We start from the raw sequence: 14,714 nt of genomic DNA, 5'->3' as shown, positions 1-14,714 counted from the left end.
GTTCTTTATAGTATTATTAGTCTTTGTATTGTATGTACTTCAATCATTGATAGTTCCGATATTGTTTGCTATAATTCTGAGTATTTCTATTTTTCCAATTGTAAAATTTTTAGAAAGAAAATTGAAATTCAAAAGATTTTTTTCTGCTTTAACTGCTATTGTAGTTTTATTTATTATTGTTGGATTATTATTTACTTTTATTGGAATTCAACTTTCAGAAATTGTTGCAAAAAGTGATATTTATGCCATTAAATTAGAACGTGTTTTTAATGATACTATCAGTGAAATGGAACAGAATTTCAACCTTGATAAAAAAGATTTTATAAAAGGAGATTTTGATTTTGGAAAAACTTTAAAAGATAATTTTTCAAATATCATAAGTTTTCTTGGAGCTTCGGGCAATTTACTCAGTGATATAGTTTTAATTCCGCTTTACATGTTTTTTTTTTATTTTATAGAAATTTTTTTCAAATTTTTATTTATAAAGTTTTTTGTAAAGGAAATGACAACACAAAAGTTAAATTACTTATTCAGAAACTATACAGAGTTCAACAAGATTATTTGATAGGTCTTTTTACAGTTATGGGAATTGTTGGAATTTTAAACAGTTTAGGTTTATTAATTCTAGGTATTGAAAATCCTTTTTTCTATGGATTTTTAGCTGCGTTATTATTGTTGATACCTTATATTGGGATTTTGATTGGATCACTTATTCCTGCTGCAATTGCTCTTTTAACAAAAGATTCATATTTATATTCATTAGCCGTAATTGCATTATTTGGATTTATACAATTTATAGAAGGCAATTTTATTACTCCAAAAGTAACTGGTTCAAAAGTAAGTATAAATGTTTTGGTTGCTATCATTTCTATAATTGCATTTTCAATGCTTTGGGGAACGTCTGGAATGATATTAGCACTTCCTGTTGTAGCCAGTTTAAAAATAGTGTTTGATGCTATTCCATGCCTTGAACCTTATGGTTTTGTTCTTGGAGAACCAAATGAAGATCAAATAAAAAGCAAAGCAAGAATACGATTAAAAAAATGGCAGGAAATTAGAAAAAATAAAAATTAAATATTCCACACCTATATGAAAGCATTTTTAAAATTTGATTACAACCTGTTAACCAAAAAAATTCTTGAAGACAAATTAACGAGTTTTGGTTATAAATTTTCGATACTTGGATTTGGTGAAATAGAGTTTTATGAAAATGTTCCAGAAGATAAAATTGAAGAATTAAGAGAAGAATTTTTAAAGTATGGAATAACAATTATAGAAAATCAAAAAAGTGTTTTGGTTCAAAAAATTAAGGATGCTATTCACGAAATGGTTTATGGAGAAGAAATTCTCAATGTCAAAGTTTCAGTTTATTTAGCAGAAAAACTCAACCACAGTTATGGTTATTTGTCAAATCTATTTTCTGATATAACTTTTACTTCTATTGAAAATTATGTCATCATTCAAAAAATTGAATTTGCTAAGCAACTCATTTTAAATAATAAATTATCTTTAACAGAAATTGCTTTTCGATTAAATTATTCAAGTGTTGCACATTTGAGTACACAATTTAAAAATACAACCGGAATAACTCCATCGGCTTTTCAACGAATAATTTCAAAACGAAGAGATAAAAACCAATAACCTAACTAAATTTTCACACCATGGAAAAAGATTATATCCACATTATATTAGCTGATGATGATGAAGATGATAGACTGTTTTTTACTGATGCATTTGATGAACTTAAAATGAAAACAAAAGTTCAAACCTATAATGATGGTGTTGAGTTGATGAATTATTTAATGGCAGAAAATGCTGTTTTACCTAATGTACTTTTTTTAGATTTGAATATGCCAAAAAAAAATGGTATAGAATGTCTTCACGAAATTAAAGCCGATAAACGATTTGATGATATTGCTATAGCCATTTATTCAACTTCTTCATCTGAAGAACATATTGAAGAAACTTTTGTTAATGGCGCCAATATCTACATAAAAAAACCAAATGACTTTAACACTCTAAAGAAAGTTTTATCAGATGTAGTTACAATTAATTGGCAATATCATACTTCTGGATTAAATAAAGATAACTTTTTACTTAGAATGTAGTTATGAAAATTTTGTCAATACATAAATCACCACTTTTTTTAAAAATTGTATTTGTTCTTGCTATTTTTATAATGCTTTTTGTTTCTGCATTGACCTATCGTCATATGGACTCGGTTACAGTTTCCTCAGAAATGGTTGCTCATTCATATAAAGTTACAATAGAAATTGAACAATTATATACAACTATAAAAGATTTAGAAATAGAAAGAAGGAATTATCTATTGACTAAAAATAAAAAACTTCCTACTCAAATTAATTTTTCAAAATTAATTATAAAACATAACATAGATTATCTAAAAAAAATAACATCTGATAACCCAAAACAGAAAAAATTAATTGATACAATAGAAAAACTTTGTCTCGAAAAATTCAAAATAGTTGATTATGGATTAAACAATTATTCATCTTTTACTCAAGATGAATTGAAAGAAAATTTATTAAAGGGTAAAAAAATAATGGAACAAATTTCATTTAAAATTAATGAAATGCTAGCCATTGAAAACAAGCTTTTAGAATCAAGAGATAAAAAAAATGATAGTCTGATAAACTTTACTCCTAAATTTATTTATATAACTTTGTTTGTTACAATAGCAATAATAAGTTTAGCTTTTGTTAAAATAAGTAGAGATTTACAAGAACTTCAAACAAACAACGAAATTCTTGATTTAAAGAACGAAACAAACAAACTTGCAGAAATAGTTGGAAAATCTGGAACTTGGCATTTAAATTTAGTCACAAATGAATTCACTTTTTCAGACAATAAATTTAGATTATTAGGTTATGAACCAGAGGAATTTAAACCAACTTTAGAAAGTTATTTTGAGAAGTTTGTTCATCCAGAAGATTTAGAAACACTAAAACAAGCTGCGGAAAAAATGATTGTTGAAGGTCATTTACCTACTATTATCTACCGAGTTGAAAAGAAAAATGGTGAAACTATTTTTATAAAAAATATTGCAAATTCATTTGTAAACACTAAAAATGAAAAAATACTAATAGGTACAACTACAGATGTTACTGAAGAAATTCAAACAAACAAAAATTTAGAAGACCGAAATAGAGAATTAGAAGCAAACAATAAAGAACTTCAAGCATTCAACTATGTTGCAAGTCATGATTTACAAGAACCACTGAGAAAAATTCAAACATTTATATCTAGATTAATTGATAAAGAAATAAATTCTCTTTCAGAAAATGGTAAACAATATTTAATAAAAATTAAAGACTCATCAGAAAGAATGCGTCTTTTAATTGATGATTTATTGCAATTTTCTAGAACAAATAAAGCTGAAAAAGTTTTTGTATCAACCTGTTTAAATGAACTATTAGAAAACTCAAAACTTGAACTTACTCAAATTATTGAAGACAAAAAGGCAATTATTACAAGTGATTCTCTACCTCATTTGAATGTTATACCTTTTCAAATACAGCAGTTGTTTACCAACCTTATTAATAACTCTTTAAAATATAGCAAAGAAAATATTCCTCCAAAAATTGATATAAAAGTCAAAAAGGTTGAAGCAAAAAATGAACATAAAATTCCTTTCAACGATAAATCCAAATTTTACAAAATTACATTTACAGATAATGGAATTGGATTTGATCCGCAATATTCTGAACGAATTTTTATGCTATTTAATAGACTTCATAACAAAGACGAATATAGTGGTACTGGAATAGGACTTGCAATTTGTAAAAAAATTGTTGATAATCACAAAGGCTTTATTTATGCTGATGGTAAACCGAATAACGGAGCTAAATTCACTATCTATTTACCAATTATTTAATTTAAAAAGTAACTATTCTAACAAATAATATAAAACTCATACTTAATGATTTTATTCCATATATTATTTTTACTTGTATTATTACTAACCTTTTTACCAATGTTAAAAAATCAACATTGGTTTTTTCGATTAGGTGATTTTTTAAAAGTACATGTATTATATCTATCAATAATTTTAATTGCTATTGGCATGATAAATTATGAAACAGTTAATCCTTTATTTAATACAACACTTGTCTTAATTATTATTTTTCATGCAAAAACAATAATTAAATATACGTTTTTATATAGTTTACCCGACAAAAAAAAATCGAAAGATGCATCTGCTACTATATCAATTCTATCAGCAAATGTTTATCAATTCAATACCAATTATACTAAATTTCAAAATTTAATCTCTACTAATAATCCTGATATTTTCATAACCCTAGAAAGTAATTCAGATTGGGAAATTGCCAATAGAATTCTAGAAAAAAAATATCCCTATAACCATAAAGTTACTCTAGAGAATACTTATGGAATGCATATATATTCTAAAATTCCATTGAGTGACATCAAAGAACATTACTTTGTTGCAGATGACATTCCAAGCCTAGAAGTTCACTTTCATTTGAAAGAAGGATATCATTTTGTATTATTTGTAGTTCATCCGCCGCCGCCAAGCCCAACAGAGGAAACAAATTCAAAAGAACGCGATGGTGAACTATTAAGTGTTGCAAAAAGACTGAATGAACTTAACAAACCATCCATTGTAATTGGAGATTTAAATAATGTTGGCTGGGCAAAAAGTACTACACTATTTATGAAAAGTGGAAATCTAATAGATCCTAGAATTGGAAGAGGTTTAATTTCTACCTTTCATGCCAAATATTGGTTCATGAGAATACCTATTGATCATATATTTCATACTGCAGAAATTTTTGTTAAAAACATAAAAAAGTTAGAAGCTTTTGGCTCTGATCACTTTCCAATCTGGGCTGAGTTTTGGATTGATCATAAAAACGACATTCAAGAAGAAGAAGTTAGTAATATCGAAACTCATGAAAAAGATATTATTGATGATTATATCAAAGAAGGTATTAAAGAAGAAGGAAACAGAGAATAATATCATTTTATTCAATATTCAAATTTTCATAACTAATTAAAATTTCAGAATCCATCGAGAAGTTTCTATTGAATAATTAAACAGATAATTTATACAATATGATACTTCATTGAAGTCCATTAAAACAAGTTGTTTTAATGGACTTTTTTTTATGTCAAGAAAAATAAATGAAGTCATAATTTTCAATTCCATAATAGAATAAATAAACTTTAAAATCTTTTAAAAACAGTTCAACATTGTAATTCTATAACAAGTAAAAAAAATGATATAAAAGATTTAACATAAAGGCGTCGCATCTTTGTAATGTTAATTAATACTAACATTTTCAATTACATAGAAATTAAAAATGAGAATTATATAACAAACTAAAATAAAGTTGTAACATAAATTTCTCGACTTGATTGCAACTTTGTAATGTAAAAAAAAGATAACCTAATAAAAAAAAATGCTATGAAAAAGACACTTTTTATTGTTGCGCTTTCTTTAGTTGAAATGTCAACAGCTTGGTCATCAAATGTTGAAACTAATGTTCTAAAAAATGATACTGAACCAGTTTCAAAAAAAGAAACAAAATTGAATGTAAGCAAATCTACTGGTTGCAAAATTCGTTATCATTATTTCCCGAACATGCAAGCTTATTATGACTTAAAAGAAAAAGTTTATTATTTCCAAGAAAATGGTCAATGGTATACTTCAGATATTCTTCCAACAAATTATGGTGGATATTCGATTTTTAAAAATGAAAAAGTACAAATTACAGATTATGATGGAGATAATCCAGAAACAATGATCAAAATTCATTCAAAAAAATTTCCATACAATTCAAAAGGCAGAATAAAAAGACCAGCTGAAAACATGATAGGAAATGATTTTGAAACAGAGCAAATAGCAATCAATTAAAATAAAAATCTAGCAAAATTGAAATTATATAACAAGTAGTAATAATGATGTAACAAGTAAATAGGACTTAAATTAAATCTTTGTAACATCAAAATGAAATAAAAAAATAGAATTATGAAAACAAGTATTTTAACCCTCGCATTAGTTATCAGTTCATTTGCAAATGCAAATAATGATGGCGAAATAAAAGAAAAACAAAAAATAAATATCTCAGAACAAAAACGAATTGAAATTGTAAATAAAGTACAGCAACCTCTTTTCTTCTGGGAAATAAAATCTAAGCATGGAGTTGCAAGTGGTTATACAAACTCAATTGAAAGTGCAAAAAAAACAATAAAACTAATGTCAACAAATGACGTTGTAAGTTCTAAGATTATTGAAACATACAAATAAAAATTAAAAAAAAAGTAAATCAATTCAGTAAAATTTTAAAAAGTCTATTATGAAAAAGTTTAAAAAAATAGCAGCAGTCTTAATTTTAGCTTTAGGAACTTCCTTAACAGCAAATGCGCAAGATACAAAAGATTCAACATCAAAAACAGGAGCCAATTTTGGTTTTAAAGGTGGATTGAACTTATCAAATTTATATACTGAAGATGTTGATGATGAAAATGGATTGATAGGTTTTAATGCCGGTTTATTTCTGGAATTACCTATTTCATCAAGCTTATCCCTTCAACCAGAACTTCTTTACTCAGTAAAAGGTGCAGAACTTACTTATGACAATGCTTTTGCATCAGGTACAGGAAAATTTAGATTAAACTATATTGAAGCACCAGTTTTACTGAGAGCTAACTTAACCGATAACTTCAACATTCATTTCGGGCCATACTTTGCTTATTTAGTAGATGCAAAAATTTCTAATGAAACTGATGGTGGTAGTTTTAATTTCGAAGAAGAAATTGATAACGATGACTTAAATAAGTTTGACTATGGTTTAGCAGTTGGACTTGGAATTGAATTCGATAGTTTTGGAATTGGAGCACGTTATAATTATGGTCTCCAAACAGTGGGAAAAGAAAGATCATTTTTAGGTCAGTCTTATACTTTTCCAGAAGGTAAAAACAGTTCATTAAGCGTTTACGCAACAATCAAATTTTAATACTAATCTTTAAAATAATACGTCATGCAAAATTTATTATACACAATCGCGGTTATACTTGTTATACTTTGGGCACTTGGTTTCTTTGTATATAGCGCAGGTAACATTATTCATATCTTATTAGTAATTGCAGTAATTGCCATTCTATTAAGATTAATTAAAGGAAAAGGAATTTAACCAATAAAAAATAGAAATCATGAAAAACAACAATGTATTATTAGGAATTCTTGGTGGAGTTGCAGTTGGTGCTGCTTTAGGAATATTATTTGCTCCAGCAAAAGGTAGCGAAACTAGAAAGAAAATCGCTGATAAAGGAAATGATTTGAAAGACAACTTTAAAGACTCTCTTTCAAAATTGACTGATAAAATTTCAAAATCAGTAGAAGGTTTTAAAGATGAAGCTCAAGATTTAATTGCAGAAGCTGAACAAAAAATCAAAGAAGAAAAAACAAATCTTGAAAACTTAAAGGATATTAACGAGTCCGTTTTATAACTTTTTATCATGGAAACATTTGCAAAAAATAAAGATTTACTAATTGATAAAATAGAAAAATATACTAATACAAGTATTGATCTTATCAAACTAAATGCTGTAGAAAAATCAGCAGACGTTCTATCATCACTGACTTCAAACATAGTAATTTTTATAATTTTTGCAATGTTTACTCTTTTTATAAATATTGGAGTTAGTCTTTACATTGGTAAAATACTTAATGAACATTATCTAGGTTTCATCATTGTATCAACTTTTTACCTCATAATAGGTACAATTGTTTACTTCAAAAGAAATAGATTAATGAAAATTCCATTAAGCAACATGATTATTATCAAAATGTTAAAAAAAATTGATTTAGATGAAGTATTAGAAAACAATAATCATACAAACCATGAGAACACTAACTCCAACTCAAAAGCTAAATAATGCTATTGAACTTCTTGAACAAAAACAAAAAGAAGAATTTCTTGAGGTAAAAAACCAATTAGACTCATTATTTGAAAGTATTAAACCTGTTAATCTATTAAATAAAACTCTAAAAGATTTCAACACACCAGAAACAAAAACAAATCTGATTAACTCAGTAACTAGTGTTGCCTCTGGTTATATATCTAGAAAATTTTTAATTGGAGATACAACAAACATCTTTAAAAAAATAGCTGGCTATACTCTGCAATATGCAGTTACTAAGTTTATATCAAAAAAAATAAACTAAAACTAAAAAAAATTAATCCATGAAAAACTTAGTAATCAAAAAAACATTTATTGGAACAATAACAATGTTGCTATTTTCAATATTGACTACAGCACAAGAACAAGAAAAATATGATAAAGGCTTTAGACTTGGTATAGGTATAAACGCTGGTGTTCCAACTAATGATCCATATGATTTTAACCTTGGCGCAGATGCTAGACTACAATATGATTTGTCTAAAAAATATTCATTAACCTTTACAACTGGTTTTAGCAACATGTTTGTATCTGGAGATGATAATGACTTAGGTTATATTCCTGCAAAAGCTGGTTTTAAAGCATTCGTATTAAAAGACCAGCTATATTTAATGGGAGAAGTTGGAGCGGCATTTGCAGTAACAAATGGATATGATAAAACTTCATTGATGTTAAGTCCAACTATTGGATATGCAACTGATAAAATAGACATTTCTTTAAGATACGATTACTTCAACGATTTTCCAATAGAAAAAAATAATAGTATCAAAGAAGGTTTAGGACTTATTTCATTGAGAATTGCTTACGGATTTAAACTTTAAAAAATAAGAATCATGAAAAATTTGATAAAACCCTTTGCCCTATTTTCAATCGTAGCTTTACTTATTTCATGCAAAGATGAACAACAAGTTAAAGTTGAAAAACTTACAGAAAGCTACTCAAAATATTTAGATTCTTTAACTCTTGAAAAATCTGAAGAAATAGTTTCTAAATGGAATGAAATTGAAAATGAATTCAACAACAAAACAACTGCTTTAAAAAACGAAATCAATCAACTAGATGATAAAGACGATTTTGAAAAAAAGTTTGCAGCTGTTGGTATCAGATATGAAGATTTCAAAAAAGATATTTTAGTAAAGAAAGCTGAAATTGATGCAAAAAATGCTCAATTAACAAGAAATAAAGAACTTTTTGGATCACAATTCATTCATGACGATATGAAATTTGAATGGGTAAACAAAGACAATATTTTGGCTGTTTACGATCAATTTGTAACAACAGTTCAAAAGAACAAGGATACTTATTCAAGAGAAGATTGGGATGAAATTAAATTGCTTTATGAAGCATTGGATTCAAGAAAGAATACTGTTGAAAAACAAGGTTTAACTAGCAAGGACAATATGAAAATTGCTGGTTTAAAATTAAAATTTGCACCAATGTATACCGTTAATCGAATGGGTGCAAAATCAGAAGAGAATGCAAACGCAAAAAAATAGTTAGGTTAAGTAATTTTTGGGGAGAAAAGGCAGCCAAGTATAACAACTTGCTGCCTTTTCTATTTTTTTTTTAGAAAACTTCGCTTTCTTTTAGTTTTTCCATGTTGTTGACCAACTGAAGTTCATCGACAAATTTTTGGATTTTTCCGTTCATTACGCCATCCATATCAAAAACGTCCAAACCAACTCTATGATCAGTCACACGACCTTGTGCATAGTTATAGGTACGGATTTTTGCAGAACGGTCACCAGAACTTACTTGAGAAGTACGTTTTGTTGCGTCTTCGGCTTGCTTTTTTGCCAATTCTTGTTCGTATAATCTTGAGCGTAAAACTTCTAAAGCTTTGTCTTTATTTTTATGTTGCGATTTTTGATCTTGACATTGTGCAACCAAACCCGTTGGAATATGCGTTAATCGAACCGCTGACTTAGTTGTGTTAACCGATTGTCCACCTGGACCAGAAGAACAGAAAAAGTCAACACGAACGTCGTTCATATCGATTTGTACATCAAATTCTTCGGCTTCGGGTAAAACCATAACCGTTGCCGCCGATGTGTGAACACGACCTTGCGTTTCGGTTTGTGGAACACGTTGCACGCGGTGAACGCCAGCTTCAAACTTTAATGTTCCATAAACATCTTCGCCAGTTACCTCAAAAATTACCTCTTTAAAACCTCCAGAAGTTCCTTCGTTCATATCGACAACCGATGTTCTCCAACCGCGAGCTTCGCAATATTTAGTGTACATTCTGAATAAATCTCCAGCAAAAATTGAAGCTTCATCGCCACCGGTTCCAGCACGAATTTCTACCATTACATTTTTAGCATCTTCTGGATCTTTTGGTATCAACATGAATTTGATTTCTTCTTCCAGTTCTGGTAAACGTTGTTTGGCTTCGTCCAACTGCATTTTTGCCATTTCTACCATTTCAGCATCAGAACCATCGGCAAGAATTTCGTTAGCTTCATTGATATTTCCGGTAACGTTAATCAATTCCTCGCGTTTTTCCATCAACGCTTTTAATCCTTTATATTCTTGATTTAATTGTACATAACGTTTTTGGTCGGCAATAACATCGGGTTGAATAATCAAATCCGAAATCTCGTCGAAACGTTGTTTTACATATTGTAATCTTTCTAACATTGTATTGTCTTTCTATTTTTAAGAGTGCAAAAATACAACTTTTTGCTTCAATTGTAAAGTTAATTTTCTTAGTATTGTAACACATTAAAAATCAAATTATGAAAAATGTAGTTATCCTTGCTGTAGTGGTTGTTTTTATTTCGTGTCAAAATAAATCAGAGAAAAATTTTGATGAACTTGAAAAAATGTCGTGGCTTGTTGGCGAATGGGAAAACAAAATGCCCGATGGTATTTTAACCGAAACTTGGACAAAAGCGAACGACAGCACTTTTACTGGAAAAACACTTTTTATTAGAGATAAAGACACTTTACATTCTGAAGAAATTGTACTTACTCAAAAAGGAGAAACGTTACTTTATATTCCAACAGTAAAAGGTCAAAATGATAACAAACCTGTTGAATTTAAAATAACCGAAAGTAAAATCGAAAATGAATTTGCTTTTGAAAATCCAAAACATGATTATCCTCAAAAAATTGTTTATAAAAAAGTAAATGAAACCAATCTTGTTGCAACTATTTCTGGAAAACAGCAAGGAAAATCATCATCTGAAAGTTATCCGATGAAGAAAAAATAGCCATTATTCTTTCTATAGTATTGTTCTAACCTCACTATCTGTGAGGTTTTTTTATTTTTAATCAATACATAATCAGTTGAATAATTATTTTATTTAAATTAAGTCTAAATAAATTTTGTGATTAAATATCGAACGATATATATTTGCATCACTATTTTTAATTAATCTAAATAAATAATGAGAAAAATAATAATTACAACCGTTTCACTATTCTTTTCAGTATCAATATTGGCACAAGAAACAAAAAAAGATACCGTCAATTCATTAAAAGAAGTTGAAATCAAAAACAAATACAAGTACAAAAGAGAAAAAAGTACAACCGTTTCAAGAATGCCATTAAACAATATAGAAAATCCACAAGTTTACAATACGGTTACTAGCGAATTGATGAAAGAACAAGTAGTTACTAATTTTAACGATGCGTTGAAAAATGCAACTGGAATTACGCGGCTATGGGAATCAACTGGTCGAGGTGGCGATGGTGCAGAATATTATTCGATGAGAGGATTTTCAGTTCAACCAACAATGATTAACGGTTTACCAGGAATTAACAACGGAAGTATTGATCCAATAAATGTTGATAATATTGAAGTTATCAAAGGTCCATCGGGAACATTATTTGGAAGTAGTTTGATATCGTATGGTGGTCTAATCAACATCGTTACAAAAAAACCTTATTCAAGATTTGGTGGAGAAATTAGTTATAATTCTGGAACTTATGGTTTAGACCGAATTACTGCCGATGTAAATATTCCTTTGAATAAAGATGTTTCGCTTAGAGTAACTTCGGCTCATCAAAATGAAGATTCGTTTCAAGATGCTGGTTTTTCTAAATCGTTTTTTGTCGCTCCATCTTTAAGTTACAAAGTGAATGATAAGCTTTCGTTCTTAATAAATACTGAATTTACCAATAGAACTTCGGCAAATGCTCCAATGATTTTCTTAAACAGAGGTGTTTTACTTTCTTTCAATTCAATGGATTTATTTGAAAAAAACTATAACAATTCATTTACTTCAAATGAGTTGACTATGAGTAATCCAACATTCAATATGCAAGCGCAAATGTTCTACAAATTATCTGAACAATGGACTTCGCAAACCGTTTTATCAAGAAGTAGTGCTAAAACAAATGGTTTTTATCACTATTTATATGATGCTGGAAATGGAGATGATTTTTATCGTTTTATTTCTAAAGCAAATTCTCAAACACAAGGAACTGATATTCAGCAAAACTTTATTGGAGATTTCAAAATTGGAAATTTAAGAAACCGAATGGTTGTTGGAATTGATTATTTAAACCTAAATCAAAGAAATGGAAATGCGGGTTGGTTAGGAAACGGAATAGTTACATTATCTACAGGAGAAGATACCGGTGTTTTATCAAGTTCTGGTGTAGATAATTTATTAGCTAATTCCTATGCTGGAAATACTACGTCAGAAAATGAGGTTATTAGTGCTTATGTTTCAGATGTTTTGAATATTACTGATAAATTATCGGTTATGGCAAGTGTTAGAGTTGATAAATTCATCAATAAAACTGGGAAAAGTTATAATCAAACAACGGTTTCACCAAAATTTGGAGCCGTTTATCAAATCATAGAAAACAAAGTATCGGTTTTTGGTAACTACATGAACGGTTTTAAAAACAATGCACCAACACTTCAATTGGACAATACTTATTCCAATTTTAAACCAGAACACGCCAATCAATATGAATTTGGTTTAAAAACAAATTTATACAAAGACATCATTTCTGCAACCATTAGTTATTATAACATTGATGTAAAAGACAAAGTAATGTCGGATGCTGCTTTCACTACTTTCCGTCAAGGTGGCGAAGTAAACAGCAATGGTGTTGAAATTAGTTTTACTGCCAATCCAATTAAAGGTTTGAACGTAATTGCTGGTTATAGTTACAATGATAGCGAAGTCGTAAAAGATGAATTAGACGACACTTACATTGGTTTTAGACCAGAAGAAGCTGGACCAAGAGCTTTGGTTAATCTTTGGGCAAGCTATGCTTTTACTGATGGAAATCTTAAAGGCTTTGGAATTGGATTTGGTGGAAATCACGCAAGTGAATTTAATGTATTACACAGAAAAGGAATTGGAAGTTTTACTTTACCTGATTACACTATCTTAAATTCTGCATTGAATTACAATACTGATAAATTCAACATCACTTTAAAAGTAAATAATCTTTTAAATGAAAAATATTATTCAGGTTGGTCAACTGTCACGCCGCAACGCTTGAGAAGTTTGACCGCTGGATTGACTTATAAATTTTAATCTCGGTTAGGATTTGGTTACTTTGTTTGTTTAATAAACTCCTCATCGATGGGGAGTTTTTAAAATTTATAAATGAAAAAAAACGGTTTCAAAAAAGCAATTGGAAAATTACACCTTTGGTTAGGATTATCAACTGGATTGATTGTATTTATTATTTCTATCACTGGAGCGATTTATGTTTTTCAGGAAGAAATCACTAACTATTTAAGGAAAGATGCTATTTTTCATAACGAACAAAACATCGCTTCCAAAACACCGCTTTCGCTAAAAGTTTTAGAACAAAAAGTGGATGCGTTTACCAAAGAAAAATATCCAATTCATTGGGCTACAATTCCGATGGATAAAAGCCGAAGTTATATTTACTATTATTATGAACACAACCCAAAAGGTTGGAATTTCTATGATGAATATGTGGTTTACAAATCGGTTTATGTTAATCCGTTTACTGGCGAAATCAAAGGTGTTTATGATGAAACCACCGATTTTTTCAACATTATAAAATCCATTCATTTCAGTTTTATGTTGAATACCGAATGGGGAACTTATGTTTGTGGAATTCCAACGTTAATTTTCCTTTTCATGTTGATTTCGGGCATAATTCTTTGGTGGCCAAAAAACAAAAAAGCCAGAAAACAACGCTTATCCTTCGACTGGAAAAAAGTAAAAAGCTGGAAACGTAAAAACTATGATGTACACAATGTTCTAGGATTTTATGCTTCGTCTTTAGCTTTTGTAGTCGCTTTTACAGGATTATTTTATGCTTTCTTTTTTATTCAAGCCATTTTATATTTTATTTTCTCAGGCGGAAGCACTACTTATCCCGATTTTTCACATATTAAAACCAAAGCTCCAATCGAAATGCGAAACGAGCATACGTTGGACAAAATTGGTAAAAAAGTAGAAGAATTATATCCCGATGCGTTTCAATACAGTTTGGATTTTGGATACGAACATATTGACGATCATGAACATCCTAACTATGATGTTTTTGTGAAACAACTCTCCTATTCTTATCATGTAAATCACAGTTTGATTTTTGATGAAAATTCTGGAGAACTTTTACATATTCATTCGCACGATGATAAAAACTTAGGTGAAAAAGCCGTTGCTGCCAATTATGACATTCACATTGGAGCAATATTTGGCATTTGGAGCAAAATAATTGCTTTGCTACTAAGCTTAGTTTGCGCTTCACTTCCCGTAACTGGATTTATGATTTGGTATGGCAGACGAAATAAAAAATCAACAAAAAACTCCGAATAA

At 28.9% G+C, this 14,714-nt stretch carries 17 protein-coding genes and 1 pseudogene; 17 read left to right on the top strand and 1 reads right to left on the bottom strand.

Going from position 1 to position 14,714, the window contains the following annotated elements; genetic code table 11:
• Positions 1-28: 28 nt before the first annotated feature.
• The 14 genes and pseudogenes from IAI56_RS16470 (at position 29) to IAI56_RS13495 (ending at position 9,443) form a co-directional block, all read left to right on the top strand.
• A pseudogene (locus IAI56_RS16470) lies at positions 29-1,074 on the top strand (AI-2E family transporter).
• Positions 1,075-1,089: 15 nt separating this feature from the next.
• A complete protein-coding gene (locus IAI56_RS13555) occupies positions 1,090-1,641 on the top strand; it encodes a helix-turn-helix domain-containing protein (RefSeq protein WP_187658379.1) in 552 nt (183 codons plus the stop codon).
• Between the two features lie 20 nt (positions 1,642-1,661).
• On the top strand, positions 1,662-2,108 hold the full coding sequence (locus IAI56_RS13550; RefSeq protein WP_187658378.1) for a response regulator: 447 nt from the start codon (positions 1,662-1,664) through the stop codon (positions 2,106-2,108).
• A gap of 2 nt (positions 2,109-2,110) precedes the next feature.
• Positions 2,111-3,895, top strand: a complete 1,785-nt coding sequence (locus tag IAI56_RS13545) for an ATP-binding protein (RefSeq protein ID WP_342354546.1) — start codon at positions 2,111-2,113, stop codon at positions 3,893-3,895.
• 99 nt (positions 3,896-3,994) lie between these two features.
• Positions 3,995-4,999, top strand: a complete 1,005-nt coding sequence (locus tag IAI56_RS13540) for an endonuclease/exonuclease/phosphatase family protein (protein ID WP_239106934.1) — start codon at positions 3,995-3,997, stop codon at positions 4,997-4,999.
• Positions 5,000-5,449: 450 nt separating this feature from the next.
• Positions 5,450-5,899 (top strand): hypothetical protein, encoded by a 450-nt coding sequence (locus tag IAI56_RS13535; protein ID WP_187658375.1) that lies wholly within the window; start codon positions 5,450-5,452, stop codon positions 5,897-5,899.
• Between the two features lie 114 nt (positions 5,900-6,013).
• Positions 6,014-6,292 carry a hypothetical protein gene (locus IAI56_RS13530; protein ID WP_187658374.1) on the top strand — a complete coding sequence of 93 codons (279 nt, stop codon included), beginning with the start codon at positions 6,014-6,016 and terminating at the stop codon, positions 6,290-6,292.
• A gap of 49 nt (positions 6,293-6,341) precedes the next feature.
• On the top strand, positions 6,342-7,001 hold the full coding sequence (locus tag IAI56_RS13525; protein WP_169523227.1) for a porin family protein: 660 nt from the start codon (positions 6,342-6,344) through the stop codon (positions 6,999-7,001).
• Between the two features lie 24 nt (positions 7,002-7,025).
• Positions 7,026-7,178 (top strand): lmo0937 family membrane protein, encoded by a 153-nt coding sequence (locus IAI56_RS13520; RefSeq protein ID WP_169523226.1) that lies wholly within the window; start codon positions 7,026-7,028, stop codon positions 7,176-7,178.
• Between the two features lie 19 nt (positions 7,179-7,197).
• The gene (locus IAI56_RS13515; protein WP_187658373.1) at positions 7,198-7,494 is read left to right on the top strand and encodes a YtxH domain-containing protein; all 297 of its coding nucleotides are present in this window, start codon (positions 7,198-7,200) and stop codon (positions 7,492-7,494) included.
• Positions 7,495-7,503: 9 nt separating this feature from the next.
• Positions 7,504-7,923, top strand: a complete 420-nt coding sequence (locus tag IAI56_RS13510) for a hypothetical protein (RefSeq protein WP_187658372.1) — start codon at positions 7,504-7,506, stop codon at positions 7,921-7,923.
• Complete coding sequence (locus IAI56_RS13505; RefSeq protein WP_187658371.1) at positions 7,889-8,212, top strand: hypothetical protein; 324 nt, start codon at positions 7,889-7,891, stop codon at positions 8,210-8,212. The genes IAI56_RS13510 and IAI56_RS13505 overlap by 35 nt, the downstream gene beginning before the upstream one ends.
• A gap of 19 nt (positions 8,213-8,231) precedes the next feature.
• On the top strand, positions 8,232-8,768 hold the full coding sequence (locus IAI56_RS13500) for a hypothetical protein (RefSeq protein WP_187658370.1): 537 nt from the start codon (positions 8,232-8,234) through the stop codon (positions 8,766-8,768).
• A gap of 12 nt (positions 8,769-8,780) precedes the next feature.
• Positions 8,781-9,443, top strand: coding sequence for a DUF6565 domain-containing protein (locus IAI56_RS13495; protein ID WP_187658369.1), 663 nt, complete (start codon positions 8,781-8,783; stop codon positions 9,441-9,443).
• 70 nt (positions 9,444-9,513) lie between these two features.
• Here the strand turns inward: IAI56_RS13495 and prfA are convergent, their stop codons facing one another.
• Positions 9,514-10,587, bottom strand: coding sequence for a peptide chain release factor 1 (gene prfA / locus IAI56_RS13490; RefSeq protein WP_187658368.1), 1,074 nt, complete (start codon positions 10,585-10,587; stop codon positions 9,514-9,516).
• A gap of 98 nt (positions 10,588-10,685) precedes the next feature.
• Between prfA and IAI56_RS13485 the strand changes: the two genes are divergently transcribed.
• From IAI56_RS13485 to IAI56_RS13475, 3 genes are all read left to right on the top strand, one after another.
• Entirely contained in the window at positions 10,686-11,162 is a 477-nt protein-coding gene (locus tag IAI56_RS13485; RefSeq protein WP_187658367.1) for a DUF6265 family protein, read from the top strand.
• A 177-nt stretch (positions 11,163-11,339) separates the two neighbouring features.
• Positions 11,340-13,451: a TonB-dependent siderophore receptor gene (locus tag IAI56_RS13480; RefSeq protein WP_187658366.1), complete on the top strand. Its 2,112-nt coding sequence runs from the start codon at positions 11,340-11,342 to the stop codon at positions 13,449-13,451.
• Positions 13,452-13,523: 72 nt separating this feature from the next.
• On the top strand, positions 13,524-14,714 hold the full coding sequence (locus tag IAI56_RS13475; RefSeq protein ID WP_187658365.1) for a PepSY-associated TM helix domain-containing protein: 1,191 nt from the start codon (positions 13,524-13,526) through the stop codon (positions 14,712-14,714).

The sequence above is a fragment of the Flavobacterium macrobrachii genome (assembly GCF_014486675.1).
GTDB classification, from domain to species: domain Bacteria; phylum Bacteroidota; class Bacteroidia; order Flavobacteriales; family Flavobacteriaceae; genus Flavobacterium; species Flavobacterium macrobrachii.
This window is presented reverse-complemented; position numbering and strand designations above follow the sequence as displayed.

Bases quoted from the DNA above. Each gene is read 5' to 3' on its own strand.
- IAI56_RS13555 (WP_187658379.1), top strand. From the start codon at position 1,090: ATGAAAGCATTTTTAAAATTTGATTACAACCTGTTAACCAAAAAAATT.
- IAI56_RS13550 (WP_187658378.1), top strand. From the start codon at position 1,662: ATGGAAAAAGATTATATCCACATTATATTAGCTGATGATGATGAAGAT.
- IAI56_RS13545 (WP_342354546.1), top strand. From the start codon at position 2,111: ATGAAAATTTTGTCAATACATAAATCACCACTTTTTTTAAAAATTGTA.
- IAI56_RS13540 (WP_239106934.1), top strand. From the start codon at position 3,995: ATGTTAAAAAATCAACATTGGTTTTTTCGATTAGGTGATTTTTTAAAA.
- IAI56_RS13535 (WP_187658375.1), top strand. From the start codon at position 5,450: ATGAAAAAGACACTTTTTATTGTTGCGCTTTCTTTAGTTGAAATGTCA.
- IAI56_RS13530 (WP_187658374.1), top strand. From the start codon at position 6,014: ATGAAAACAAGTATTTTAACCCTCGCATTAGTTATCAGTTCATTTGCA.
- IAI56_RS13525 (WP_169523227.1), top strand. From the start codon at position 6,342: ATGAAAAAGTTTAAAAAAATAGCAGCAGTCTTAATTTTAGCTTTAGGA.
- IAI56_RS13520 (WP_169523226.1), top strand. From the start codon at position 7,026: ATGCAAAATTTATTATACACAATCGCGGTTATACTTGTTATACTTTGG.
- IAI56_RS13515 (WP_187658373.1), top strand. From the start codon at position 7,198: ATGAAAAACAACAATGTATTATTAGGAATTCTTGGTGGAGTTGCAGTT.
- IAI56_RS13510 (WP_187658372.1), top strand. From the start codon at position 7,504: ATGGAAACATTTGCAAAAAATAAAGATTTACTAATTGATAAAATAGAA.
- IAI56_RS13505 (WP_187658371.1), top strand. From the start codon at position 7,889: ATGAGAACACTAACTCCAACTCAAAAGCTAAATAATGCTATTGAACTT.
- IAI56_RS13500 (WP_187658370.1), top strand. From the start codon at position 8,232: ATGAAAAACTTAGTAATCAAAAAAACATTTATTGGAACAATAACAATG.
- IAI56_RS13495 (WP_187658369.1), top strand. From the start codon at position 8,781: ATGAAAAATTTGATAAAACCCTTTGCCCTATTTTCAATCGTAGCTTTA.
- prfA (WP_187658368.1), bottom strand. From the start codon at position 10,587: ATGTTAGAAAGATTACAATATGTAAAACAACGTTTCGACGAGATTTCG.
- IAI56_RS13485 (WP_187658367.1), top strand. From the start codon at position 10,686: ATGAAAAATGTAGTTATCCTTGCTGTAGTGGTTGTTTTTATTTCGTGT.
- IAI56_RS13480 (WP_187658366.1), top strand. From the start codon at position 11,340: ATGAGAAAAATAATAATTACAACCGTTTCACTATTCTTTTCAGTATCA.
- IAI56_RS13475 (WP_187658365.1), top strand. From the start codon at position 13,524: ATGAAAAAAAACGGTTTCAAAAAAGCAATTGGAAAATTACACCTTTGG.